Consider the following 24,703-nt stretch of genomic DNA (forward strand, 5'->3'; position numbering starts at 1 on the left):
CGGGAGTCGGTGGCGGGGAGCGTCAGGCTACCAACGGGAGGCGGCGGGCAGGTCGACCGTCGCACGCACCGTCCGGCGCCTCAGAGGGCGACGTACACCGTCTCGAGGTACTCCTCGAGGCCCGCCTCGCCACCCTCGCGACCGAGTCCCGACTGCTTGACGCCGCCGAACGGGGCGCTGGCGTCGGAGACCATGCCGCGGTTGATCCCGATCATCCCCGCCTCGACCTCCTCGGACACGCGCACCGCCCGGTCGAGCGACGTCGTGTACGCGTAGGCGGCGAGCCCGTACTCGGTCGCGTTCGCGAGCGCGAGTCCCTCGTCGTCGTCCCCGAAGGCGACGACCGGCGCGACCGGCCCGAAGATCTCCTCCGTGACGACGCGGGCGTCGGGATCCACGCCCGAGAGCACGGTCGGAGAGTAGAAGTGCCCCACCTCGCGCGGTCGGTCGGCACCCGTGAGGACCTGCGCCCCGCCGTCGGACGCGGCGTCGACGAGCTCGGCCACCTTGTCGACGGCCTTCGCCTCGATCAGCGGACCGACCTGCACGCCCTCGTCCGCCCCCGGCCCGACCCTCTGGTCCGCGAACGCGGTGGCGAGCCGTTGCGCGAACTCGCGCGCGACGGCGTCGTGCACGAGGAAGCGGTTGGCCGCGACGCACGACTGCCCGGCGTTGCGGAGCTTCGCGACGAGCGCGCCCTCGACCGCCGCGTCCAGGTCGGCGTCGGCGAACACGAGGAACGGCGCGTTGCCGCCGAGCTCCATCGAGGTGCGCAGCACCTGGGGCGCGGCCTTCTCGAGGAGCGTGCGCCCCACCGCGGTCGAGCCCGTGAAGGAGAGCTTGCGCAGGCGGGGGTCCGCGAGCAGCGGTCCCGTCACGTCGGCGGCGCGCGACGACGGGACCACGTTGACGACGCCGGTCGGCAGGCCGCGCTCCGCGAGCTCGGAGCGGATCACCTCGGCGACGAGCGCGGTCGTGAGCGGCGTGAGGCGCGCCGGCTTGATCACGACCGTGCACCCGGCCGCGAGCGCCGGGCCGATCTTGCGCGTCGCCATCGCGAGGGGGAAGTTCCACGGCGTGATGAGCAGCGCAGGCCCGACGGGTCGGCGGAAGACGAGCTGGCGGCTCCCGCCCGCGGGAGCGGTGCGCGCGAGGCCCCCGGCGCGCACCGCCTGCTCGCCGTACCAGCGCAGGAACTCGGCGCCGTAGAGCACCTCCGCGCGCGCCTCCGCGTGCGGCTTGCCGCACTCGGCCGTGATGAGGGCAGCGACGTCGTCGGCCCGCGCGACGACGCGGTCGTGGACCGCGCGCAGGACCTCGCCACGCTCGCGCGGCGGCGTCGCACGCCAGGCCGGCGCCGCCCGGTGGGCCGCGTCGAGCGCCCGGAGCGCGTCGCCCGGGCTCGCGTCCGCCACGTCGAAGATCGACTCCTCGGTCGCCGGGTCCTCGACCTCGAACGTCCGGCCGCCCTCGGCCGAGCCCCAGTGGCCGTCGACGAGCAGCCCCGTGGGCACGTGCGCGACGAGCGCGGGGGAGAGGCTCGACGTCGAGGCGGGACGGGACATGCTCCGAGTATCGCCCTGCGGTTCGGCGCGCCGCACGCGGGGCGGTGCACCGGACGGACGCGGTGGTCGGCCGCGCTGCACGGTAGTTTGTGCACATGGTCCTTCCCGCCACACCCGCGCGCCCGTTCGGTGCGGTCCTCACCGCCATGGTCACCCCGATGGCGCCCGACGGCGCCGTCGACCTCGCGGCCGCGGCCCGGCTCGCGAAGCGCCTGGTGGACGACGGGAACGACGGGCTCGTCCTGAGCGGCACGACGGGCGAGTCCCCGACGACGCACGCGCCGGAGAAGCAGGACCTGGTGCGCGTCGTCGTGGAGGCCGTCGGGGACCGTGCGGCGGTCCTGGCCGGAGCCGGCTCCAACGACACGGACCACGCGGTGCGGATGGCCGAGCAGGCGGCGGAGGCAGGTGCCGACGGGCTCCTCGTCGTGTCGCCGTACTACTCGCGCCCGAGCCAGGAGGGCCTGTACCGGCACTTCGTGACGATCGCCGACGCGACCGACCTGCCCGTCATGCTCTACGACGTCCCGGGCCGCACGGGCGTGCGGATCGCGCTTGAGACCTACGCCCGGCTCTCGGCGCACGAGCGGGTCGTCGCGAGCAAGGACGCGACCGGCGACGTGTACGCCGCCGCGAAGCTCGCCGCCGCGACCGGCCTCGCGCTCTACAGCGGCGACGACGGTCTGCTGCTGCCGTTCCTCGCGCACGGCGCCGCGGGCATCGTGTCCGTCTCCGGGCACGCGGTGGCCGTGCAGCTCGCCGAGGTCGTGCGCCGCTTCGACGCGGGCGACCACGCGGGCGCTCTCGACGTGTTCCTCACCACCACGCCCGTCATCGACGCGCTCAACGGCGCCGGCTTCCAGGCCGTCATGGCCAAGGCCGCCGTCGAGCTGCTCGGCGTGACGGACAACCGCCACCTGCGCCTGCCCAACGTCGCCGCGAGCGACGAGGACGTCGCCCTCGTGCGCGACGCGCTCGCCGCGGCGGGCGTCCTCGAGACGGCCGGCGCGGGCACCACCACGAACTAGCGAGAGCACGAGCTCTCGACCATCCGGCTCAGCCACGACAGGAGGCCCCGTGAGCCATCCCCACCCCGAACTTTCCCTGCCTCCCGAGCTCCCGGCCGGAGGGCTGCGCATCGTCGCCCTCGGCGGGCTCGGCGAGGTCGGCCGCAACATGGCCGTCCTCGAGTACGACGGGCGTCTGCTCGTCATCGACTGCGGCGTGCTCTTCCCGGAGGACAACCAGCCCGGTGTCGACCTGATCCTGCCGGACTTCGACTACATCGCGCACCGCCTCGACGACATCGAGGCGATCGTCCTCACTCACGGCCACGAGGACCACATCGGTGCTGTGCCCTACCTCCTGCGCCTGCGTCGCGACATCCCGCTCGTCGGGTCCCAGCTCACGCTCGCGTTCGTCGAGGCGAAGCTCAAGGAGCACCGCATCGCGCCCGTGACCCTCGCGGTCAAGGAGGGGCAGGTCGAGCAGCTCGGCGTGTTCGGGTGCGAGTTCGTCGCCGTCAACCACTCGATCCCCGACGCGCTCGCGGTCGCCGTGACGACGGGAGCGGGCACGGTGCTGCACACCGGCGACTTCAAGATGGACCAGCTCCCGCTCGACGGGCGCATCACCGACCTGCGCGCGTTCTCCCGACTCGGCGAGCAGGGCGTGGACCTCTTCATGGTCGACTCCACCAACGCCGAGGTCCCGGGCTTCGTCACGCCCGAGGTCGAGATCGGGCCCGTGCTCGACAACGTGTTCGCGTCGTCCGAGAAGCGCATCATCGTCGCGTCGTTCTCCTCGCACGTGCACCGCGTGCAGCAGGTCCTCAACGCCGCGCACCACCACGGCCGGCGCGTCGCGCTCGTCGGGCGCTCGATGGTCCGCAACATGACGATCGCGTCCGACCTCGGCTACCTCCACGTGCCCGAGGGCGTGCTCATCGACCTCAAGAAGGTCGACTCGCTGCGCGACGACGAGATCGTCCTCATGTGCACCGGGTCCCAGGGCGAGCCCATGGCCGCCCTGTCGCGCATGGCCAACGGCGACCACAAGGTCCAGGTCGGCCACGGCGACACCGTCATCCTCGCGTCGTCCCTCATCCCGGGCAACGAGAACGCGGTCTTCCGCATCATCAACGGACTCACACGCCTCGGCGCGAGGGTCGTGCACGGCGGCAACGCCAAGGTGCACGTGTCCGGGCACGCCAGCGCGGGTGAGCTCCTGTACTGCTACAACGTGCTCAAGCCGAAGAACGTCATGCCGGTGCACGGCGAGGTGCGACACCTCGTCGCCAACGCCGCCCTCGCGGTCCGGACGGGCGTGCCCGCCGACCGCGTCGTGCTCGCCGAGGACGGCGTCGTCGTCGACCTCGTGGACGGGCGGGCGTCGGTCGTGGGTGCCGTGCCGTGCGGGTACGTGTACGTCGACGGGTCGAGCGTCGGGGAGATCACCGACGCCGAGCTCAAGGACCGGCGCATCCTCGGCGAGGAGGGCTTCGTCTCGGTGTTCGCGGTCGTGGACTCCGCGACCGGCAAGGTGCTCGCCGGCCCGCAGATCCTCGCGCGCGGGTTCGCCGAGGACGACAAGGTGTTCGACGACATCCGTCCTGAGGTCGTCAAGGCGCTCGAGGACGCGATCGCCGGCGGCGCCACGGACACGCAGCAGCTCCAGCAGATCATGCGCCGGGTCATCGGCCGGTGGGTGTCGAACCGCCTGCGCCGCCGCCCGATGATCGTCCCGGTGGTCGTCGAGGCGTAACGCCGGACACGTGCTCCTCGGGCTCGTCGGGATCGCTATGCTGGCGCCCCGCTCGAGCCCGAGGAGGCTGCAGTGACGCACCACGAGTCCTACGGGGGGCCGCCCCAGGGGCCGCCGCCGAATCTTCCGCCCGGTCCGCCCCCGTACGGCGCCCAGCCCGCGTACGGCCTACCGCCCGCGTACGGCGCCCAGGCCCCGTACGGCGGGTACCCGCTGCTCCCGACGGTGCCGGGAGGTCTCGGCACGGCGAGCATCGTGCTGGCCGCGGCCGTGACGGTGCTTCAGGCGGCCGCCTGGCTCACGTCGTTCTCGGCGGCGGAAGAGTTCGCGCAGGCGGCACGGCTCGGCATCCCGAGCGCCGAGGTGTTCACGACGTACGACGCCGTCGGCGGTGTGCTCGTGGCCGCCCAGCTCGCCGCGGCGATCGTCACGTGCGTGTGGCTGTGGCAGAGCCGCACCTTCGCCGAGGCGGTCTCACCCAGGGCGCCCCACGCGCGCAGCCGGGTGTGGATCTGGCTGGGGTGGATCGTGCCCGTCGTCTCGTTCTGGTTCCCCTACCAGGTCGTGCGCGACGTGCGCGCGGCCACGGTGCGCGACCCGCGCGTCCTCCTCGGCTGGTGGTGGGCCGGGTGGCTGCTCTTCGGTGTGGCGACCAACGTCGAGGCCCAGTTCACGACGTCCACGTCGGTCGGCGGGTACGAGACGTTCACCATCCTGCCCGTCGCCGAGACGGTCGGGACCGCCGCAGTCGTCCTCGCCCTCGTGATGTGGGTCCGGGTGGTCCGGGAGATCACGGCCGGCCAACGAGCCGCGGCGGCCCCCTTCCCGGCCGGGGCGCCCTGGTCCTGATCGCGACGAGCGCACGGGGCGGGCCGGGGCACCGGGTGTCCCGGCCCGACGTGCGCTCCGGGGTCAGGCCGTCGCAGGCGTGGTGAGAGCGCGGCCGACCGTGACGGTGGCGGCGGCGTAGCGCGCTTCGCGTTCCGCGTCGTCCCCGGGGACGAGCCCCGAGAGCTCGAGCGACGCGAGCCCGTGCACCAGTCCCCACAGGCCGAGCGCGACGTCCTGGACCCGGCTGGCGCCGGCGCCGGGCAGGAGCCGCGCGACCGCGTCGCGCAGGACGCCGAACGTGGGCCGGGCGACGGCGTCCGGGGCACCGGTCGCGGGACGTGCGCCGCGCCCGAACATGGCCGCGTAGAAGTGCGGGTCGCTGACCGCGAAGGCCCGGTACGCCAGGCCGAGCGCGGCGAGGTCGGCGCCCGGGTCGTCGGTGCGCGGGACGGCGTCGAGGAACGCGGCGAACCGACGGAAGCCCTCGGCGGAGACCGCGGCGACGAGGTCGTCACGGCTGCCGAACAGCGCGTACACCGCGGACGGGCTCGTGCCCGCCTCGGTCGCGACCGACCGGACGGTCGCGGCGGCCTCGCCGCGCTCGGAGATCGCGCGCGACGCGACGTCGAGGAGGCGGTCGCGCAGGGCGTCGTCGTGCAGTCGGGGGCGGGCCACGCAGCGAGTCTAGAGGTCTTGACGCGCGTTTGCGAACGGTGTTCTATAACAGTGTTCGCAAACGCGTCCGCCGATCGCGGGCGCGTCGCCCATCCCGGAGGTCCCCGTGCTCGAGCTCACCGACGCCGCCCGCATCACCGCGGGCATCGTCCTGGTCACCGTCGTCGGCATCGAGTCGGGCGGGGCGTTCCTCGTCAAGGTCGTGACCCGGCGCGTCCCGGCGACCGGGTTCCAGACGTCGTTCTTCCGTGCCGGGCACGCCCACGCCGGCGTGCTCGTGATCCTCGGTCTGGTCTGCGTCCTGCTCGCCGAGGCCACCGACCTCACCGGGTTCTGGCGCTGGCTGGCGGCGACGGGCGTCCTCGTCGCGGCGATCCTCCTGCCGGCGGGGTTCTTCCTGTCGGCGATCGGGAACGGCCGCGAGGCGCCGAACCGCGCCGTCGTGCTGCTGCCCGCAGGTGGCGTGGTCCTCGCGGCGGGCGTCGTGACGCTCGCGGTCGGCCTGTTCACCGCCTGACGTCCGTGGCCGGCCCGGTGCCGCACGACGCGCCCCCGAGGGCGGGCGCGCGAGGAGGATCGGCGGGCGCGCAGCGCGGCGAGCTGCTCCTCCTGGCGTCCCCGTGCGACCGGGTCCACAGCACGTGGTCCCCGTGCGGGTGCGTCGAGTACCCGGCGGTCGTCGCGCCGACGGTCGCCACGTCGGCACCGGTGGTCCGGGCGTCGTCGGGCACGGTCACCGAGGGCCTCTCCACGTCGGGTACGACGTCGTCCGGTCGGCGAGAGCCCCAGGACACGCGAGCCGGGGTGCGCGTCCGTGTCGTCCCCCACGGGTAGGTTAGGACCACTATGGCGACCCGCACGTCCCCGCAGGCACGTCGGACCGCGAGCAACCGCAAGCCAGCGCCACGCACCTCGGCGCGCGGCGGTTCGTCCACGGCCCGCGGCACGTCACGCGCCGGCACGGGCAGGCCGTCGTCCTCGAGCACACGGGCTCCGGCCCGACGTCCTGCTGCTCCGCCGTGGCCCGTCCGCGCCGTGCGTGGGGTCTGGCTGGGCGCGGCGCACGGCGTGGGGGCGGTCGTGCGCACCATCGGAAAGGGAGCGAGAGAGCTGGACCCGGCACATCGACGCGACGGCGTCGCGTTCTTCCTGATCGCCCTGGCGGTCGTCGTCGCCGCGCGCGAGTGGTGGGGCATCCAGGGCACGTTCGGGGACGTGGTGCACGCCGTCGTGGCGGGCACCTTCGGGCTCGCGGGCGTGGCCGTGCCCGTCCTGCTCCTGTGGCTCGCCGTGCGGATCATGCGCCACCCCGAGCGCGCGCAGGCGAACTCGCGCGTCGCGATCGGGCTCACGCTCATCGTGGTGTCCGTGTGCTCCCTGGTGCACGTCGCCGAGGACCTGCCGGCCCCGCGTGACGGCTTCGCGGCCGTCCAGGACGCGGGCGGGATCATCGGCTACCTCGCGGCGACGCCTGTGACGACCGGGCTCACCGAGTGGTTCGCGGTCCCGATCTTCCTGCTGCTCGGCCTCTTCGGCCTCCTTGTCGTCACCGCGACACCGGTGCACCGCATCCCGAGCCGGCTGCGCGGCCTCTACGACACGCTCACCGGCAACCATCACGACGACGACGACGGCGCGACCGACGCGGACGGCCTCCCGCTCGCGGAGGGGGTGTCGCGCCACGACGGGTCTGACGAACCGGGTGCAGCACGGCGTCCGCGCAGACCCCGCAAGACCAAGGCGCAGCGCGCCGCCGAGGCGGCCGAGATCGAGAAGCCCGAGGGTGGTTTCGCCGGCGACGAGGCGTTCGAGACGGCCGCGTTCCTCGACCACGAGGACGGGTCACCCCGGGGCCGCGGCAAGGGGCGCAAGGGTGGCGACGAGCCACCCGCCGGGACGGCCCCGACCGAGGCCGTGCCCGCCGTCGCCCCGGGCGCCGCGCAGGACACGGCCGCGGCGGCGATGGCGGCCGTGGCACCGGCGCCGGGGGACGGGGCGGGCAGCGTGCCCCCGCCGCCGCCGAGCAGCCCTCTGCCGCGCGGCGTGCAGCCGATGCTCGAGGGCGACACGGTCTACCTGCTCCCGAACGAGGACTCGCTCGTCAAGGGCGCGCCGCACAAGGTGCGCTCTGCCGCGAACGACCGCGTCGTCGACGCGCTCACCCAGACGTTCGAGCAGTTCGAGGTCGACGCCAAGGTCACGGGCTTCACGCGTGGCCCGACCGTCACGCGCTACGAGGTCGAGGTCGGCCCGAAGGTCAAGGTCGAGCGCATCACCTCGCTGTCGAACAACATCGCGTACGCCGTCGCGAGCGCCGACGTGCGGATCCTCGCACCGATCCCCGGCAAGTCCGCGATCGGCATCGAGATCCCCAACACCGACCGCGAGACCGTCGTGCTCGGCGACGTGCTGCGCTCGTCGGCAGCGCGGCGCACCGAGCACCCCATGGTCATGGGTGTCGGCAAGGACGTCGAGGGCGGGTACGTCGTCGCGAACCTCGCGAAGATGCCGCACATCCTCGTCGCCGGCGCCACGGGCGCGGGCAAGTCGAGCTTCATCAACTCGATGATCACGTCGATCCTCATGCGCTCGACGCCCGAGCAGGTCCGCCTCGTGCTCGTCGACCCCAAGCGTGTCGAGCTGACGATCTACGAGGGCATCCCGCACCTCATCACACCGATCATCACCAACCCCAAGAAGGCCGCCGAGGCGCTGGACTGGGTCGTGCGCGAGATGGACGCGCGCTACGACGACCTCGCGGCGTTCGGCTACAAGCACATCGACGACTTCAACGCCGCGGTGCGCTCGGGGAAGGTCAAGCCCCTGCCGGGATCCGAGCGCAAGATCGCGCCCTACCCGTACCTGCTCGTGGTCGTCGACGAGCTCGCCGACCTCATGATGGTCGCCCCGCGCGACGTCGAGTCGTCGATCCAGCGCATCACCCAGCTCGCGCGAGCCGCGGGCATCCACCTCGTGCTCGCGACCCAGCGCCCGTCGGTCGACGTCGTGACGGGCCTCATCAAGGCGAACGTGCCGTCGCGGCTCGCGTTCGCGACGTCGTCGCTCGCCGACTCCCGCGTCGTCCTCGACCAACCGGGCGCGGAGAAGCTCATCGGCCAGGGTGACGCCCTGTTCCTCCCGATGGGCGCCGCCAAGCCGATGCGCGTGCAGGGCGCCTGGGTCTCCGAGTCCGAGGTGCACTCGGTCGTCGAGCACGTCAAGGCCCAGCTCAAGCCGGTCTACCGCGAGGACGTCACCCAGGTGGCGGCGAAGAAGCAGATCGACGAGGACATCGGCGACGACCTCGACCTGCTCCTGCAGGCCGCGGAGCTCGTCGTCACCTCGCAGTTCGGCTCCACCTCCATGCTGCAGCGCAAGCTGCGCGTCGGCTTCGCCAAGGCAGGACGCCTCATGGACCTCCTCGAGGCGCGCGAGATCGTCGGCCCCTCGGAAGGGTCCAAGGCGCGCGAGGTGCTCGTCAGCCCCGAGGAGCTGCCGTCGGCTCTCGCGCTCATCCGTGGCGAACCGGCGCAGGAGGTGTTCGACGGCCAGGCGGAGCCTGCCGCAGCTGCCCCCGCCACCGCGACCCGCGACTACTCCGACGGCACGGACGGGCACATGCCGCCCGCCGCCGGCGACTACCACGACGGCGCAGACGTGGAGCAGGGCTGGCGCTGAGCCCTGTTCAGGACGGCGGTCTCGGGCGAGCGGTTCAGGCGAGCGGGACGACGGCGAGGGTACCGTAGCCGGGCACGTGCGCCGACCGCCTACGCTGGAGCCGTGGTCACCGCCGTCCCCTCCCCGTGGAACTCCGCGAACATCGTCACGATGGTGCGGATCCTCCTGGTCCCGTTCTTCGCGTGGGCGCTCCTCGTCGACGGCGGGGACTCCACGACGTGGCGGCTCGTCGCGACGGGCGTCTTCGTCCTCGCCGCGTCGTCCGACCGGCTCGACGGCTACCTCGCGCGTCGGTACGACCTGGTGACCGACCTCGGCAAGCTCCTCGACCCGATCGCCGACAAGCTCCTCATCGGGACGGCTCTGGTCCTGCTCGCGTGGCCGCTCGGCGAGCTCCCCTGGTGGGTGCCCGTGCTGGTCCTCGCGCGCGAGCTCGGCGTGACGCTCCTGCGCTTCGCGGTCCTGCGGTACGCGGTCATGCCGGCGTCGCGGGGAGGGAAGCTCAAGACGGTGCTGCAGTCGGTCGCCATCACCCTCTTCCTCCTCCCGCTGTCCCAGCTGCCCGGGTGGATCGGGGTCGTGGCCTGGGTGGTCCTGGGTGCGGCCATCGTCGTGACGGTCGTGACCGGTGTCGAGTACGCGTACCAGGGCTGGCGGCTGCGCCGGGACGCGATCCGCGCGGCACGTGCCGCCCGGACCGGCGGCCTGGCCGGCGAGGCGCCGATCGCATGACCGTCGAGGCGGCGTCCGAGATGGCGCCCGCCGCCGCGCTGCTCGACCGGCTCGTCGCACGCGGGTGGACGCTCGCGACCGCGGAGTCGCTGACGGGCGGCCTGCTGTGCGCGACGATCGTCGACGTTCCGGGTGCCTCCCGTGCCCTCCGGGGTGCGGTCGTCGCGTACGCGACGGACGTCAAGGCAGGCGTGCTCGGCGTGGACGCCGCCCTGCTCGCCGAGCACGGCGCCGTGCACGCGGAGGTCGCGCGGCAGATGGCTCTCGGTGCTCGCCGGGTCCTGGGCGCGGACGTGGGGCTCGCGACCACGGGCGTCGCCGGGCCGGACCCGCAGGACGGGCATGCGCCGGGCACCGTGCTCGTCGCCGTCAGCACCCCGGACGCGACGGAGGTGCGCGCGTCGCGGCTCGCGGGCGGTCGCGCCGCGGTCCGCGAGGGTGCGGCACGTGCTGCCGTGGAGCTCGCGCTGACTCTGGTCGGCACGCCCGTCGGGTGACCCCGGCGTCCGGTCCCGGGTGAACCTGTGGCCGATCTCCGGGTGGCCTCGGTCGCCTCCCGCGCGCACCGCGTGGAGGGCTCGTGAACATGCCGGGCACCGGCCGTCGAACCGGCACGGACGGGAACAACACCCCACGTCGGCGCGTTGCACAGCACGTGATCGCCAACAGGACCGTCAGCAGACCGGTCGGCGTCCCGCAGGCTCGTCCCGGCAGTCGTACCGGGGACGTGAGCGGACCGCCCTCGGGGTACGGTAGGACGACCCCCGCACGCGGGGCAGTGAACAGGAAGACCGGTACGACCAGTACGCGCACCCACGGGGGAGCCGCTCCGGCTCCCGGGGGCGCACGGGACACGGAAGGGGGTCGCCACATGATTGTTCTTCGACGAGAGATCGGGGACGTGCTGCGAGACGCTCGCCAGCGGCAGGGGCGCACCCTGCGAGAGGTGTCCTCCGCCGCACGCGTCTCGTTGGGCTACCTCAGCGAGGTCGAGCGCGGTCAGAAGGAAGCGTCGTCCGAGCTCCTCGGTTCGATCTGCGAGGCGCTCGACATCCCGATGTCGCTGGTGCTGCGCGAGGTCAGCGACCGGGTGGCCGTGGCCGAGGGTCTCCTCATCCCGGACACGATCCCGGCCGACTTCGCGACGGCCGTCCTCGGGCGCCAGAACTCCGACAGGACGTCGCGGCGCGAGGATCTGCAGCCCGTCGGCTGACCGCGTCGGGACGGCTGGGCACGGTCGCCGCCGTCATGCGTCGTGGCTCCGCCGCTGGCACGAGGGACAGTAGAAGATCGGACGCTGGTACGGCAGCTCGTTGGCCGTCCCTTCGGCGACAGGCGTGCCGCACTCGTGGCACGCCTTTCGTGTGCGCCCGTGGACGTGCCGCACGACGCCGGCCCGCGGGTCGAAGCCGTGCGTCACGGTCCGCTGCATGAGTCCCCGGGCAGTGAGCAGCACCGCCTCCAGGTCGTCGATCTCCCGCACCGGCGTCCAGGGCCAGACCCTGAGCGCGAACAACGACTCGGCCGTGTAGATGGTCCCGATGCCCGCGACGAGGTGCTGGTCGAGCAGCGCCTCCGCGATCGGCACGCCACTCCCCGCGCGCCCGGGTCGGTGGCGTGGTCCCGTGCCGCCGGCGGCGTCGTCGGCACGCAGCCGGGCGACGGCCTCGGCGAGGCCCGCTCCCGGGAAGTCGTCGGACAGGACGTCGGGTCCGAGAGTTCCGATGATCGTCGGCTCGTCGGACGTGCGCAGCACGTGCAGCATCCCGATCCGGTTCCCGATCGCGGTCCACCAGGCGTTGGCCAGCACGACCCGGACGAACGGCTCGGCGCCGCGCGCCTCACGTGCGCCCGTGCGGGCGATCCGCCACGACCCCTCCATGCGCAGGTGGGTGTGCAGCGACCGTCCGTCGTCGAGCCGCGTGAACAGGTGCTTGCCGTAGGGGACGTTCGCGACGACCGTGCGCCCGGCGAGGCCTGCCTCCGCGGCGCTCGGCCAGCGCAGCTCGGCGCGCACGAGCTCGCGGCCGGCCAACGCCTCGTCGAGGCGTGCCGCCGTGAGCCGGACGACGTCACCCTCGGGCACGGCCCCGCCCGTCGTGCGCCGAGCCGGTCACGTGCTTCGTCGTGCCGGTCATGTCAGGCAGCCCGCAGGCCGCTCGGCGTGGGACGGAACCCGGCGTCGAGCAGGGCGCGCACGGCCGCGTCGGCCGGGGTGCTGGCGATGCCCGCGCCGGCGAGCGCCTCGACCCCGTCCACACGCTGCACCACGACCTTCCCGAGCCGGCCCGCGCGCACCGCGCGCACGAGCTCGGCGCTCGCCTCGTCGAGCCGCGGGCCGTCCACGAAGGACAGCACCGAGCGCCCGCCCCGCTCGACGTACAGCGCCAGGTCGCCGTCGGACAGCACGACGACGGCGCCCGCCTTGCGACCCGGCCGGTGGCCGCGGGCGGTGTCGCCCTCGGCGAGGACGCGGGCGGGCCACGGCAGCGCGGCGCCGTAGGGGTTCGCGGGGTCGGTCGCCGCGAGGAGGAGGGCTCCCGGCCGAGGTCCGGTCCCGGTGGCCCGCGCCGTGCTGCCCGGTGCGGGGGCCCCGGCGCCGTCGGCGTCGTCCGCGAGGCCGCCGAACCCGGACCCGATCGCGCGCTCCCGGTCCTGCCCGTCGGTCCGCAGCTGGTCGACGGCGCCCGGGAGCGCGAACTGCGACCCGCCGAGGTGCTCGACGAAGTACCCGCGCCGCGCCGCGCCCGTCGCCTCGAGCTCGGTGAGCACCCGGTAGACCGGGCGGAACGACCCGGCGACCCCCTCGGCGGGCGCGACGGCGCGGGTGAGCACCCCGTGCCGGTCGAGCAGGACGCGCGCGAGCGCGTGCGCGCGCCGCGTCGGGTCCTCCTCGCGCTCGGGGAGCGCCGACCACCGCCCGCCGCCCCCGCGCAGCGTCGTGTCCGGGGAGACGCGCGGGCGCATCCCGGCGAACCGCGACCGCCCCATCGGGCGCGCGCGAGCGGGCGCACGCGGTGCTCGGTGGACCCCGCCGGTCGTCCCGAGCCGGCTACGCAGCGCTCCCAGCCCGTCGTTCGTCACGTGCCCCGACCACACGAGGTCCCACAGCGCGTCGAGCGTCGCCGGCACCTCGGCGTCGGCCCGCTCGGCCAGCACCGGCAGGAAGAAGCCCCCGGACCCGCGGAGCAGGTCCAGGAGGGCCGCGTGGAGCCCGTCGGCGGGCAGCTCGCCGGGTTCGGGCAGGGTGAGCGGGGCCCACTCGGCGAGGTGCAGGCTCACGAGACCGTCTCCTCCGCCGGAGCCGGGCAGGGCGTTGTGCCCGCACCAGACCACCTCACCGGTCGTGGTGAGCTCGTCGAGCATCGTCGGCACGTAGTCCGTCACGCGAGCGGGGAGCACCAGGGTCTCGAGCGCGGACGCAGGCACCGCCGCGCCGGAGAGCTGTTCGACGACGCGCAGCACGCCGTCCAGGCCGCGCAGGGCCCCGAGGCCCTGCCACCGCGGCAGGAAGACGCCGAGCGTCTCCGCCGGGACGGGCTCGACCTCGGCGCGCAGGGCGGCGAGCGAGCGACGGCGCAGCACGCGCAGCACCTCGGCGTCGCACCAGTCGTCGCCCGTGCCGCCGATCGACTCCGGGCGCAGCCGACCGCGCACGACGAGGCGCGCCGCCTCGAGCCGCTCGAGCACGCCCAGCACGACGGCGACGCCCAGGCCGAGGCGCGTCGCGACGTCGTGCGTGGTGAACGGGCCGTGCGTGCGCGCGTGGCGCCGCACGAGATCGCCGAGCGGGTCGGGCACCGGTTCGGTGAACACCTCGGAGATCCCGACGGGCAGGGCGACGCCGAGAGCGTCGCGCAACCGTCCGGCGTCCTCGACGACGGCCCACTGCTGCGCCCGCTCCGCCGGCACGCCCGAGAGGCGCACGCGGATCAGGCGGCGCGCGGCCTCGAGCTCGCGCAGCCACTCCGGAGCGGCGGCGCGCACGTCCTCGCGGGTGCGGTCGGCGGCCTCGTCCGCGGTGAGGGGTCCCTGCCGCCGCAGGACGTCCCACAGGTCCTCGGCGTGCCGGGCGCGACGGTCGGGAGCGAGCGCGCCGAGCTCGGCCTCCGTGCGTTCGATCTGCTCGGGGTCGAGCAGGTCCGCGAGCTGGGCGGTGACACCGTCGCCACCGAGGAGCTCCGCGAGGAGGGCGGGGTCGAGCGACAGCGCGGCCGCACGGCGCTCGGCGAGCGGGGCGTCGCCGTCGTAGAGGAACTGGGCGGTGTACCCGAACAGCAGCGACTGCGCGAAGGGCGACGGCGTCGGGGTCGTCACCTCGACGAGACGCACCCGGCCGGCGGCCAGGTCGCGCATGAGCTCGGTGAGCGCCGCGACGTCGAAGTCGTCCTGGAGGCACTCGCGCGCCGCCTCGAGCACGACGGGGAACTCCGGGTACTGGGACGCGACCGAGAGGAGCTGGGCCGAGCGCTGGCGCTGCTGCCAGAGCGGCTGGCGCCGGTCCGGACGGCGGCGCGGCAGGAGCAGCGAGCGTGCCGCGGCCTCGCGGAAGCGCGAGGCGAACATGACCGACCCGCCGAGCTCGTCGCGCACCGCCTCGAGGACGTCGTCGGGGTCGAGCAGCAGGTCCTCCACCGGGACGACCTGGGCATCCGTGCCGAGCCCGCCGGCGCCGCCGTCGTTCGCCCCCTCCAGCCACGAGTCTCCCGTGTCGGGCAGGCGCAGCACGATGCCGTCGTCGGCGTGCATCGCCGCGGCGTCCACCCCGTACCGCTCGCGCAGGCGGGCGGCGAGCACGAGCGCCCACGGCGCGTGCACCTTCGCGCCGTACGGCGAGTGCACGACGACGCGCCAGTCGCCGAGCTCGTCCCGGAACCGCTCGACGACGACGGTCCGGTCGTCGGGGACGCGGCCGGTCGCGGTGCGCTGCTCCGTGAGGTAGGCGAGCAGGTTGTCGGTGGCCCACGCGTCGAGGCCGGCGGCGCCCAGGCGCTCCGCGGCCGCCTCGGGGTCGCGCGCCGCGAGCGCGTCCGTCTCGCGCACCCACGCGCCGAGCGCGCGCCCGAGCTCGGCCGGGCGACCGGGGGAGTCGCCCTTCCAGAACGGCAGGCGGCCCGGGATCCCGGGGGCGGGCGTCACGAGCACGCGGTCGGGCGTGATGTCCTCGATGCGCCACGTGCTCGACCCGAGCGTGAACGTGTCGCCGACGCGCGACTCGTAGACCATCTCCTCGTCGAGCTCGCCGACGCGCTTGCCGCCGCGCGGCGCGCGCCCGCCCGCGGTGTCCGGGTCCCCGGCGACGCCGCCCGTGGCGGAGTCGGTCGCGAGGAACACGCCGTACAGCCCGCGGTCGGGGATCGTGCCGCCGCTCGTCGCCGCGAGCCGCAGCGCGCCGGGACGCCCGGTGAGCCGTCCGGACGCGCGGTCCCACACGATGCGCGCGCGCAGCTCGCCGAAGTCCTCGCTCGGGTAGCGCCCCGCGAGCATGTCGAGCACCGCGTGCAACGAGGCGTCGCCGAGGTGCGCGTACGGCGCGCTGCGCCGCACGACCGTCGCCAGCTCCGCCACCGTCCACTCGTCGACCGCGACCATCGCCACGACCTGCTGCGCCAGCACGTCGAGCGGGTTCGCGAGCACGTGCAGCTCCTCGATGCCGCCCGTGCGCATGCGCTCGGCGACGACCGCCGAGGGGATGAGGTCGCCGCGGTGCGTCGGGAACACGACCCCGTGCGACACCGCGCCCACCTGGTGCCCGGCGCGCCCGATGCGCTGCAGCCCCGACGCGACCGACGGCGGCGCACCCACCTGCACGACCAGGTCGACCGCGCCCATGTCGATGCCGAGCTCGAGGCTCGACGTCGCGACGACGGCCGGCAGCCGCCCGTCCTTGAGCTCGGTCTCCGTGCGCGTGCGCTCCGCGCGGCTCATCGACCCGTGGTGCGCCCGCGCGATGACGGGCTCGATCCCCGAGCTCGCGCCGGACTGCGCCTGCACCTGCGCCGCGGTGACCGTGCTCGGGTCGAGGACCTGCTCGCCCTGACGCTCCGCCCAGAGCTCGTTCATGCGGGCGGTGAGGCGCTCGGCACCGCGGCGCGAGTTCGTGAACACGAGCGTCGACCGGTGCTCGGCGACGAGGTCCACCACGCGCTCCTCCACGTGCGGCCACACGGACGGGCGGGGTGGTCGCGGACCGGAGCCCGAGGACGGCCGCGACGTCGCCGGTCCCGACAGGTCGGGCTCGCCCGGCGGCAGCGGGGGGAGCCCGGCGTCCGTGCCCGGGCGCGCGCCGCCGTCGGGCAGGACGGCGGACGCCGCCAGGTCGGCGAGGTCCGGGACCGGGACGACGACGTCCACCTCGATCCGCTTGCTCGACGGCGGCTGCACCACGACGACCTCGCGCCCGCCGTCGGCCTCCGGGCGGTGCCCGCCGAGGAACGCCGCGACCGCGTCCACCGGGCGGACCGTCGCGGACAGCCCGACGCGCTGGGCGGGCGGGCGCTCCTGCGACTCGAGGAGTGCGTCCAGCCGCTCGAGCGACACCGCGAGGTGCGCGCCGCGTTTCGTCCCCGCGACCGCGTGGATCTCGTCGACGATCACGGTCTCCACGCCCGCGAGCCCTGCGCGCGCCTGCGACGTGAGGACGAGGAACAGTGACTCCGGCGTCGTGATGAGGATGTCCGGCGGATGTGTCGCGAGGCGCCGGCGCTCGCTCGTCGGCGTGTCCCCGGTGCGCGTGCCCACGACGACGTCCGGCACGTCGAGGCCGAGGCGCACGGCCGCCTGCCGGATGCCCGCGAGGGGCGAGCGCAGGTTGCGCTCGACGTCGGCCGCGAGCGCCTTGAGCGGTGAGACGTACAGGACCCGGCAGCGCTGCTCACGCGCGTCGACGTGCCGGTCCACCGGCCCCGCCATGATCCGGTCGAGCGACCAGAGGAACGCCGCGAGCGTCTTGCCCGACCCGGTCGGTGCGACGACGAGCGCGTGCCGGTCGCCCGACACCGCCTCCCACGCCCCCGTCTGCGCCGGTGTCGGCGCGTCGAACGCACCGGAGAACCACGCGCGCGTGGGCGCCGCGAAGCGCTCGAGGGGGTCGGTGGTCACCCTTCCATTGTCGCCACCGCCACCCACACGCGCCGCGGGACGGTCGACGGGGCGACCCGAGGTGCGTCTCGGGGTCAAGGCCGTGGCAGGCTGGGGCGGTGCGCTACCGCGAGTTCTGGCAGCTGGTCGACGAGGTCTTCGGCGACGCCTACGGGCGCACGCTCGCGCGCGACCAGGTGATCACGGCGCTCGGCGACCGCACGGCGGCGCAGGCCATCGAGGACGGGATCGAGCCGCGTCTGGTGTGGCACGCCCTGTGCGACGCGCTCGACGTCCCCGACGCGCGCCGGTGGGGCCACGACGAGCACCGCCAGGCGCCGCCGGCGCGCTGAGCGGGTGTGGCCGGGGTGACGGACGCGTGCCGCCCGGGCGGCGCGCGGCGTGCTCGACCATGATGGCCGCATGACCTCCCCGTCCGGTCCGACCGGCCAGTCCGTGAGAGCGGCACGCGTCACCGCCGCGGACGTGCGCGGGGCCGCGTGGTCCCTCGTGTCGACGGCCGTCGGGCTGGGCCTGGCGATCGCGGTCGTCCCGGGCGTCGAGGTCGCGAACCCCTGGGCGCTCGCGCTCGCGGCGCTCGCGGTCGGGGTCGGGGACGTCGTCGTGCGCCCCACGCTGCGGGGCGTCGCGCAACGGTTCGGCGTGGTGGGCGCGCTCGTGTCGGGGATCGGTGCGCAGCTCGTCGTCGCGTGGGTCGCGCTGACGTACCTGCCCGGGTTCCGGAGCGGCTCGTGGGCCGACGTGCTCGCCGTGCTCGTGCTCGCCGCGGTCCTCATGGCTCTCGGCCGGTGGCTCGTGGGCGCGAGCGACAACGAGTACGTGCTCGGCGACCTGCTGCGGCGCGCGCGACGGCAGGCGGGAGTGCCGGGCCGGTCCGCGGACGCCGCCGCAGCGGACGGGGAGCGCCCCGCGGGCCTGCTCGTCGTCATGCTCGACGGCGTCGCGCGCCCCACGCTGGACTACGCGCTCCAGGCCGGTCTCGCCCCGACCCTCGCGCGCTGGCTGTCCAGCGGCAGCCATCACCTGGCGACCTGGTGGGCGCGCGTGCCCGCGACGACCCCGGCGTCCACGATCGGCCTCCTGCACGGGTCGACCGAGCACGTCCCGGCGTTCCGCTGGTGGTCGCGCGAGCTCGGCCGGCTGGTCGTGACGAACCGGCCCGCCGACGCGGCGGCCGTCGAGGCGCGCACGAGCGACGGCGCCGGGCTGCTCGCCGGCGGTGGGGTCGCGGTCTCGACGATGTTCTCCGGCGACGCCGCCACGAACCTCCTCGTCATGAGCCGCGCGACGTCGGGGCTCGGGCCCGGCCAGATGTTCGTGCGCTTCTTCGCGAGCCCGTTCGTGCTCGTGCGCGCGGTCGTCGTCGCGCTCGGCGAGCTCGTCAAGGAGCTCTACCAGGGGTGGCAGCAGGCCGTGCGCGGGGTCGAGCCCCGGGTCTCGCGCCTCGGCTGGTACCCCGTGCTGCGTGCAGCGACGAACGTCGTCCTGCGCGACCTCAGCACGACGCTCGTCGCCGAGCAGCTGGTGCGCGGCGCGCCGGTCGTGTGCGTCGACCTGGTGGACTACGACGAGATCGCGCACCACGCCGGCCCGCTGCGCCCCGAGTCGCTGCGCGCGCTCGAAGGGCTCGACCGTGTCGTCGGGCTGTGGGAGCAGGTCGCCGCGGCCTCCCCCCGCCGGTACGACGTCGTCGTGCTGTCCGACCACGGCCAGTCGCTCGGGTCGACGTTCGAGCAGGTCGTGGGCCGGTCGTTCCTCGACGAGGTCCGGCGTCTCATGGCCCTCGACGACCCGCTCCCCGCGCGCGGCGAGCGGCCCGCGCACGCCGAGGGGCGCCGTCGTGCCACGGCGCCCGACAGCGAGGAGTGGGGGCCCGCGAACACCGCGCTCAACGCCCTGCGTCCCGGCGAGGACCGCGAGGGGAGCGGGCGGATGCTCGTCGGGCCCGACCGGACCGAGCGCCAGGCGGGCACCGAGGAGTCGGACGCCGTCGTGCCCGAGCTGCCGGAGGTCGCCGTCGTCGGCTCCGGCAACCTCGGGATGGTCTGGTTCCCGCGTGCGCCTCGCCGGCTCACCGGGAGCGAGGTGCGCGAGCGGTGGCCGGCGCTCGTCCCGGGGCTGCTCGCGTGCCCGGCCGTCGGCGTCGTCGTGACGCGCGGGGCGGACGGGTCCGTCGTCGCGCACGGTCGAACCGGGCGGCACGACCTCGGCGCCGGTCAGGTGGACGGCGACGACCCGCTCGCGCCGTACGGGTCGCGCGCTGCGGCAGACCTGCTGCGCGTCGCACGGCTCGAGGACGCGGGCGACCTCGTCCTCGTCTCGCGCGTCGACGACGTCGGGATGGTGCACGCGTTCGAGGGCCTCGTCGGGTCGCACGGCGGACTGGGAGGCGCGCAGAACGAGGCCGTGCTCGTCCATCCCGCGCACCTCGCCCTGCCCGCCGGCGAGCTCGACGACGTCGACGGCGAGCCGATGCTCGTCGGCGCCGAGGCCGTGCACCGGCGCCTCGTGGCCTGGCTGGAGGACCTCGGCGTCCGCCCGCGCGCGGGTGCGACCGACGGTTCGCGACGGGACGGTGGCGCGGCGTGAGGGCGGCGGCCGGCGGCGCGCCGGGCGTGACCGTGACGTGGCTCGGGCACTCGACGGTGGTGGTGGACGCCGTCGGGCCCGGCGGCGCCGTCCGGCTCGTCACGGACCCGCTCCTGCACCGCCACGCCGGTCTCCTGCGCCGCCGTGGCGACCGGCCGGCCGGGACCTGGCGCGGGAGCGACGCCGTCCTGCTGTCGCACCTGCACCACGACCATGCGGAGCTGCGCTCGCTGCGGCTCCTGGGGGACGACGTCCCCGTCCTCACCGCGCCCGCCAACGCGCGCTGGCTGCGCGGCCGGGGGCTGCGCGGCGTCGGGCTGGACGACGACTGGCGGCCGGTGGGTGACGCGGCCGCGGGCGTCGCGGTCCGGCTCGTGCCCGCCGTGCACGGCCACCGACCGATGCCGCACCGGCCCAACGCCGCGAACGGCCACCTCGTCCGGGTCGGCGCCGGTCCGGAGTCCGGCCCGTCCGAGGGCCGCGTGCACGCGGGCGCTCGTCCCGACGGCGGCCTGCGGCTCTGGGCGGTCGGCGACACCGAGCGCTACCCCGGCATGGTCCACCTGCCCGAGCGGGCGGGCGGCCCGGTGGACGTCGCGCTCGTGCCCGTGTCGGGGTGGGGGCCGCGGCTGTCCGGCGGGCACCTGGGCCCGGTCCAGGCGGCGCGGGTCTGCGCCGAGGTGGGGGTCCGTGTCGCGATCCCCGTGCACTGGGGGACGCTGCACGCGCCGGGCGGGCGCGACCTGCCTCGGGGGTGGATGGACCATGCCGGCGCCGCGTTCGAGGCGGCGGTCCACCGCGAGGCGCCGGGGACCTGTGCCGTGGTGCTCCGGCCGGGGGAGTCGTGGTCGTCCGAGCCCGTCGAGGCCGTCGAGACGTGAGCATCCGCCCCGGAAACGTGCGGAACGAGGGCGGATGCTGACTTCTCGGCGAGGACAGGACACGCCGAGGATCACGTGGGGGCGAATCGAACACGTGTTCGGCTAGAGTTGTGCACAGCCGCTCGTCGCGACGGTGCCCGCACGGGTTTCTGGGCGACGATCCACAGGGTCGCGGTGCGTGTCGGTGGCTGCCCGTACTGTCGGGCCCGACGAGAACGACAGACCTGAACCGTCCGGGGTCGCGGACCCCGACGCACAAGAGCACGGCGATCCGGAACGCACCGGGCGCCCCGTCCACGAAGGTGACCGACATGCCCGCACCCGCAGACCGCGACAAGGCGCTCGAGGCCGCACTCGCCCAGATCGACCGGAGCTTCGGCAAGGGCTCCGTCATGCGCCTCGGCGACGAGGGCCGCGCCCCCGTCGAGGTCATCCCCACCGGATCCATCGCGCTCGACATCGCGCTCGGCATCGGCGGCCTGCCGCGCGGGCGCGTCGTCGAGGTGTACGGGCCGGAGTCCTCCGGAAAGACGACCGTCGCGCTGCACGCCGTCGCGAGCGCCCAGCGCGCCGGGGGCATCGCGGCGTTCATCGACGCCGAGCACGCGCTCGACCCCGACTACGCCAAGAAGCTCGGCGTGGACACCGACGCCCTCCTCGTCTCCCAGCCCGACACGGGGGAGCAGGCGCTCGAGATCGCGGACATGCTCATCCGCTCCGGCGCGCTCGACATCATCGTCATCGACTCGGTCGCGGCGCTCGTGCCCAAGGCTGAGATCGAGGGCGAGATGGGCGACAGCCACGTGGGCCTGCAGGCCCGGCTCATGTCCCAGGCGCTGCGCAAGATCACCGGCGCGATGAGCTCGACGGGCACCACCGCGATCTTCATCAACCAGCTCCGCGAGAAGATCGGCGTCATGTTCGGCTCGCCCGAGACGACGACCGGTGGCAAGGCGCTGAAGTTCTACGCGTCCGTCCGCCTGGACATCCGGCGCATCGAGACGCTCAAGGAGGGCACCGACGCGGTCGGCAACCGCACCCGCGTCAAGGTCGTCAAGAACAAGATGGCCCCGCCGTTCAAGCAGGCCGAGTTCGACATCCTGTACGGCGTCGGCATCTCCCGCGAGGGCGGTCTCATCGACATGGGCGTCGAGCACGGGTTCGTGCGCAAGTCCGGCTCGTGGTTCACCTATGGCAGCGACCAGCTCGGCCAGGGCAAGGAGAACGCGCGCTCGTTCCTGCGCGACAACCCCGACCTCGCGAACGAGCTCGAGAAGAAGATCAAGGAGAAGCTCGGCGTGGGCGCGAAGGTCGACGCGCCGGCCGACCCGGCTGCAGGGGCCCCGGTCGTCGCGGATGCGGCCGCGGCTGCCACCGTTCCGGCGGCGGGCAAGGCTCCCGCGGCGGCCGCCAAGGGGAAGAAGTCGCCGTTCTGATCCGGACCGAGCACACGGGGCCCGAGCAGGTCGAGCCCGAGGACGCCGCGTCCTCGGACGGGCTCCGGAACGAGACCGGGCGCCGCGCGGGCCGCAAGGCCACCGCGCGGCGCCCGCGCCCGTCCCTGCCCGAGCTGATCGAGCGGGGCGAGATCTCTGACGCCGAGCTCGCCGAGCGCGCTCGGGAGACGGCCCTGCGGATCCTCACGGCCGCCCCGAAGAGCCGGACCGAGCTCGCTCAGTCGCTCGCTCGCAAGGGGTACCCGGAGCACGTCGTGCTGCCGCTCCTCGACCGGTTCGAGGGGGTCGGTCTCGTCGACGACGCTGCCTACGCGGAGATGCTGGTGCGCACGCGGCACTCCGAGCGGGGGCTCTCGCGCCGTGCGATCTCCGCCGAGCTGCGTCGCCGCGGCCTCGACCCGGAGGTCAGCGGGGTCGCGCTCGAGCAGGTCGACGACGACTCCGAGGTCGACGCGGCGCGCGAGCTCGCGCGCAAGCGGCTTGCTCGCACGCGCGGCCTCGAGCGTGACGTGCGCGTGCGCCGCGTGGTCGGGGCGCTGGCCCGCAAGGGGTACTCACCTGGCCTTGCCTTCGAGGTCGTCGGCCGCGAGCTGGACCGCGAGTCCGACGACCGGGAGCACGACGAGCCGGAGCACGACCAGGACTGACGGCGAGCCGAGGGCCCATGACGCGAGCCGTGGAGCCCCGGACTTCGGGCTCCGGCGCTCAGCCGCGGTGATCGGGGTCGTCGAGGTCGGGAAGCGCCTCTCGGTCCTCGACGTCCCAGGTGGGGAGCCCGGTCGCGACGCCGGCGATCTCGAGGGCGGGCGGGCCCCCTGCCGCTGCTGGGCCCGCGACGATGCTCGGCGCACCCGGTCGGACCGGGCCAGCGGTGCGGCCGCGGAGGCGGCGCGCCAGGAGCTCTGCGAGCCGGGAGAGCAGGTAGTTCATGATGATGAACAGGACCGCCGCGACGAAGAGCGCCTGCAGGATGTTGCCGTAGGCGGAACCGAGGCGCCGCGACTCCTGCAGGAGCTCGGTGTACAGGATGATCGCGCCGAGCGCGGAGTCCTTGAGCACCACGACGAGCTGCGACACGAGCGCGGGAAGCATGGCGATGAGCGCCTGCGGGACCTCGACGGAACGGAGCGACTGGCCGCGCGTGAGCCCGATCGCGAGGCCCGCCTCGCGCTGGCCCGAGGGGAGCCCGAAGACGCCCGACCGGATGAGCTCGGCGACCACCGACCCGTTGTAGAGGATCAGCGCGAGCACGACCGCGTAGAACGACGAGTCCGGGATCCTCAGGACCGCCGAGAAGAGCATCCAGAAGAAGATCATCATGAGGAGCACCGGCACGGCGCGGAAGAACTCCACGACGATCGAGGACAGCCACCGCACCGGCGCGACGGCGGACAGACGGCCGATGCCGAACAGGAGCCCGAAGAGGACGGCGCCGACGATGGCGAGACCGGCGGCCCGGAGGGTGTCGACCAGTCCGGGGAGGAAGAAGTTCTCCCATGCGTCGGCGGTGAAGATCGGCCCCCACTTCTCCCACGTCAGCTGATCCATGCGGCCGAGCTGGAGCAGGACGAGCGCCGCGACGCCCGCGACGACCACTGCGCCGACGATGTTGCCCATGACGATCGTGCGCCGCCCGCGCGGCCCGGGGGCGTCGAAGAGGACGGTCTGCTGGGCGCTCATCGACGTACCGCCAGTCTGCGCGAGAGGGAGGTGGTGGCCAGCCCGATCGGGATGACGAGGATCACGTAGCCGATCGCGAACGTCAGGAAGATCGCGTAGATGTAGTTCGAGTTGAACTCGATCATCGTCTTCATGAGGCTCGAGGTCTCGGTGGAGACGCTCGCCGCGGCGGCGACGGTGGAGTTCTTCAGCAGCGCGATGAGGGTGTTGCCCAGCGGGGCGACGGCGCCGCGGAAGGCCTGCGGCAGGATGACGATCCGCGCGGCAGGGAGGAACGAGAGGCCGATCGCGCGGGCCGCCTCGGCCTGACCCAGCGGGACGGTGTTCACGCCGCTGCGGATCGCCTCGCACACGAACGCGGCGTGGTAGATCGCGAGCCCGACGACGGCCAGGCGGAAGAAGTTGGTCGGGAAGTCGTCCGACAGCGTGATCTTGAGCTGCCCCCAGACGACCAGGGTCATGGCGACCAGGATGATGGTCAGCGGGGTGTTGCGCAGGAGGGTGACGTAGGTCGCTCCCGCCCACTGGAGGCTCGGGATCGGCGAGATGCGCATGAGCGCGAGGACCGTGCCGAGGACGAGGGCCAGGATCCCGGCCCAGAACGTCAGCTGGATGTTGACCCAGAACGCACCGAGCACGTCGTAGCTCGAGAACAGCGCGGCGAACTGGGAGAGGTAGTCACCCACCCGGGATCACCCTTTCGGGACGGTGCGGTGTCGCGTGCTCGGCGTGCCGCAGGACGGTCGTTCGA

General features: G+C 74.4%; 19 protein-coding genes. 13 read left to right on the forward strand and 6 right to left on the reverse strand.

Annotated elements, in window-relative coordinates:
- Positions 1-80 precede the first annotated feature (80 nt).
- Positions 81-1,565, reverse strand: coding sequence for an NAD-dependent succinate-semialdehyde dehydrogenase (locus AC4H2H_RS08375; protein ID WP_494370338.1), 1,485 nt, complete (start codon positions 1,563-1,565; stop codon positions 81-83).
- Between the two features lie 95 nt (positions 1,566-1,660).
- On the opposite strand from AC4H2H_RS08375, the gene dapA reads away from it, so the two are divergent.
- The 3 genes from dapA (at position 1,661) to AC4H2H_RS08390 (ending at position 5,177) form a co-directional block, all read left to right on the forward strand.
- The gene (dapA, locus tag AC4H2H_RS08380; RefSeq protein ID WP_494370339.1) at positions 1,661-2,593 is read left to right on the forward strand and encodes a 4-hydroxy-tetrahydrodipicolinate synthase; all 933 of its coding nucleotides are present in this window, start codon (positions 1,661-1,663) and stop codon (positions 2,591-2,593) included.
- A 49-nt stretch (positions 2,594-2,642) separates the two neighbouring features.
- A complete protein-coding gene (locus AC4H2H_RS08385; protein ID WP_494370340.1) occupies positions 2,643-4,328 on the forward strand; it encodes a ribonuclease J in 1,686 nt (561 codons plus the stop codon).
- 72 nt (positions 4,329-4,400) lie between these two features.
- A complete protein-coding gene (locus tag AC4H2H_RS08390) occupies positions 4,401-5,177 on the forward strand; it encodes a DUF4328 domain-containing protein (RefSeq protein ID WP_494370341.1) in 777 nt (258 codons plus the stop codon).
- Between the two features lie 63 nt (positions 5,178-5,240).
- On the opposite strand, the gene AC4H2H_RS08395 is transcribed toward AC4H2H_RS08390, so the two are convergent.
- Positions 5,241-5,834 (reverse strand): TetR/AcrR family transcriptional regulator, encoded by a 594-nt coding sequence (locus AC4H2H_RS08395; protein WP_494370342.1) that lies wholly within the window; start codon positions 5,832-5,834, stop codon positions 5,241-5,243.
- A gap of 106 nt (positions 5,835-5,940) precedes the next feature.
- Here AC4H2H_RS08395 and AC4H2H_RS08400 point away from each other — a divergent pair, with 106 nt between their 5' ends.
- From AC4H2H_RS08400 to AC4H2H_RS08420, 5 genes are all read left to right on the forward strand, one after another.
- Positions 5,941-6,351, forward strand: coding sequence for a hypothetical protein (locus AC4H2H_RS08400; protein ID WP_494370343.1), 411 nt, complete (start codon positions 5,941-5,943; stop codon positions 6,349-6,351).
- Positions 6,352-6,680: 329 nt separating this feature from the next.
- The gene (locus AC4H2H_RS08405) at positions 6,681-9,512 is read left to right on the forward strand and encodes an FtsK/SpoIIIE family DNA translocase (protein ID WP_494370344.1); all 2,832 of its coding nucleotides are present in this window, start codon (positions 6,681-6,683) and stop codon (positions 9,510-9,512) included.
- Positions 9,513-9,614: 102 nt separating this feature from the next.
- Entirely contained in the window at positions 9,615-10,244 is a 630-nt protein-coding gene (pgsA, locus tag AC4H2H_RS08410; protein ID WP_494370345.1) for a CDP-diacylglycerol--glycerol-3-phosphate 3-phosphatidyltransferase, read from the forward strand.
- Positions 10,241-10,741 carry a CinA family protein gene (locus AC4H2H_RS08415; protein ID WP_494370346.1) on the forward strand — a complete coding sequence of 167 codons (501 nt, stop codon included), beginning with the start codon at positions 10,241-10,243 and terminating at the stop codon, positions 10,739-10,741. Before pgsA ends, AC4H2H_RS08415 begins: the two co-directional genes overlap by 4 nt.
- A 374-nt stretch (positions 10,742-11,115) precedes the next feature.
- Complete coding sequence (locus AC4H2H_RS08420; protein ID WP_494370347.1) at positions 11,116-11,457, forward strand: helix-turn-helix domain-containing protein; 342 nt, start codon at positions 11,116-11,118, stop codon at positions 11,455-11,457.
- Between the two features lie 33 nt (positions 11,458-11,490).
- Here the strand turns inward: AC4H2H_RS08420 and AC4H2H_RS08425 are convergent, their stop codons facing one another.
- Complete coding sequence (locus AC4H2H_RS08425; RefSeq protein WP_494370348.1) at positions 11,491-12,330, reverse strand: DNA-formamidopyrimidine glycosylase family protein; 840 nt, start codon at positions 12,328-12,330, stop codon at positions 11,491-11,493.
- A 53-nt stretch (positions 12,331-12,383) separates the two neighbouring features.
- Entirely contained in the window at positions 12,384-17,345 is a 4,962-nt protein-coding gene (locus AC4H2H_RS08430; RefSeq protein ID WP_494370349.1) for an Lhr family helicase, read from the reverse strand.
- 98 nt (positions 17,346-17,443) lie between these two features.
- On the opposite strand from AC4H2H_RS08430, the gene AC4H2H_RS08435 reads away from it, so the two are divergent.
- The 5 genes from AC4H2H_RS08435 to AC4H2H_RS08455 all read left to right on the forward strand — a co-directional run bounded on the left by AC4H2H_RS08435 (position 17,444) and on the right by AC4H2H_RS08455 (position 22,919).
- The gene (locus AC4H2H_RS08435) at positions 17,444-17,677 is read left to right on the forward strand and encodes a DUF3046 domain-containing protein (protein WP_494370350.1); all 234 of its coding nucleotides are present in this window, start codon (positions 17,444-17,446) and stop codon (positions 17,675-17,677) included.
- Positions 17,678-17,747: 70 nt separating this feature from the next.
- Positions 17,748-19,934, forward strand: a complete 2,187-nt coding sequence (locus tag AC4H2H_RS08440) for an alkaline phosphatase family protein (protein ID WP_494370351.1) — start codon at positions 17,748-17,750, stop codon at positions 19,932-19,934.
- Complete coding sequence (locus AC4H2H_RS08445; protein WP_494370352.1) at positions 19,931-20,815, forward strand: MBL fold metallo-hydrolase; 885 nt, start codon at positions 19,931-19,933, stop codon at positions 20,813-20,815. The genes AC4H2H_RS08440 and AC4H2H_RS08445 overlap by 4 nt, the downstream gene beginning before the upstream one ends.
- Before the next feature lie 311 nt (positions 20,816-21,126).
- The gene (gene recA, locus AC4H2H_RS08450) at positions 21,127-22,251 is read left to right on the forward strand and encodes a recombinase RecA (protein WP_494370353.1); all 1,125 of its coding nucleotides are present in this window, start codon (positions 21,127-21,129) and stop codon (positions 22,249-22,251) included.
- Positions 22,252-22,526: 275 nt separating this feature from the next.
- Positions 22,527-22,919: a regulatory protein RecX gene (locus AC4H2H_RS08455; RefSeq protein ID WP_494370364.1), complete on the forward strand. Its 393-nt coding sequence runs from the start codon at positions 22,527-22,529 to the stop codon at positions 22,917-22,919.
- Between the two features lie 58 nt (positions 22,920-22,977).
- Here the strand turns inward: AC4H2H_RS08455 and AC4H2H_RS08460 are convergent, their stop codons facing one another.
- Entirely contained in the window at positions 22,978-23,952 is a 975-nt protein-coding gene (locus AC4H2H_RS08460) for an amino acid ABC transporter permease (protein WP_494370354.1), read from the reverse strand.
- The gene (locus tag AC4H2H_RS08465) at positions 23,949-24,638 is read right to left on the reverse strand and encodes an amino acid ABC transporter permease (protein ID WP_494370355.1); all 690 of its coding nucleotides are present in this window, start codon (positions 24,636-24,638) and stop codon (positions 23,949-23,951) included. Before AC4H2H_RS08465 ends, AC4H2H_RS08460 begins: the two co-directional genes overlap by 4 nt.
- Positions 24,639-24,703 lie beyond the last annotated feature (65 nt).

The organism is Cellulosimicrobium sp. BMG9.22 (assembly GCF_059159975.1).

Coding starts and splice junctions, on each gene's coding strand:
- recA (WP_494370353.1), top strand. CDS start 21,127: ATGCCCGCACCCGCAGACCGCGACAAGGCGCTCGAGGCCGCACTCGCC.
- AC4H2H_RS08460 (WP_494370354.1), bottom strand. CDS start 23,952: ATGAGCGCCCAGCAGACCGTCCTCTTCGACGCCCCCGGGCCGCGCGGG.
- dapA (WP_494370339.1), top strand. CDS start 1,661: ATGGTCCTTCCCGCCACACCCGCGCGCCCGTTCGGTGCGGTCCTCACC.
- AC4H2H_RS08440 (WP_494370351.1), top strand. CDS start 17,748: ATGACCTCCCCGTCCGGTCCGACCGGCCAGTCCGTGAGAGCGGCACGC.
- AC4H2H_RS08415 (WP_494370346.1), top strand. CDS start 10,241: ATGACCGTCGAGGCGGCGTCCGAGATGGCGCCCGCCGCCGCGCTGCTC.
- AC4H2H_RS08405 (WP_494370344.1), top strand. CDS start 6,681: ATGGCGACCCGCACGTCCCCGCAGGCACGTCGGACCGCGAGCAACCGC.
- AC4H2H_RS08420 (WP_494370347.1), top strand. CDS start 11,116: ATGATTGTTCTTCGACGAGAGATCGGGGACGTGCTGCGAGACGCTCGC.
- AC4H2H_RS08375 (WP_494370338.1), bottom strand. CDS start 1,565: ATGTCCCGTCCCGCCTCGACGTCGAGCCTCTCCCCCGCGCTCGTCGCG.